This is a genomic window from Kocuria sp. ZOR0020 (assembly GCF_000800955.1).
GTDB classification, from domain to species: Bacteria; Actinomycetota; Actinomycetes; order Actinomycetales; family Micrococcaceae; genus Kocuria; species Kocuria subflava.
Genome location: NZ_JROX01000450.1, coordinates 1 through 214, shown reverse-complemented (window position 1 = coordinate 214; position 214 = coordinate 1). Strand labels below are relative to the sequence as shown.

The following is a 214-nucleotide window of genomic DNA, read 5'->3' as shown; positions in this document are numbered from 1 at the left end:
CTATACCGGGCGCGGCGAACCCTGCACACGGGAGCTGACCTGCTCAACGACAAGCAGAACGACCGCCTGGACACCCTGTTCGCCGACGACGCCCACGTCGAGGTCGAGGTCACCTGGAGCGTCTACCAGCGCATGATCGCCGCCTACCGCCACGAGAACCGGCGCCACGGCCGCGAGCTAATGGTCAAACTGATCGACTCGGTCAGCCACGGCG

1 protein-coding gene is annotated in these 214 nt (G+C 66.4%); it reads left to right on the top strand.

Annotated features, from left to right (window positions below; genetic code table 11):
* On the top strand, positions 1-214 hold a 214-nt coding region (locus L979_RS14135; RefSeq protein ID WP_047692919.1), incomplete at both ends, for a transposase.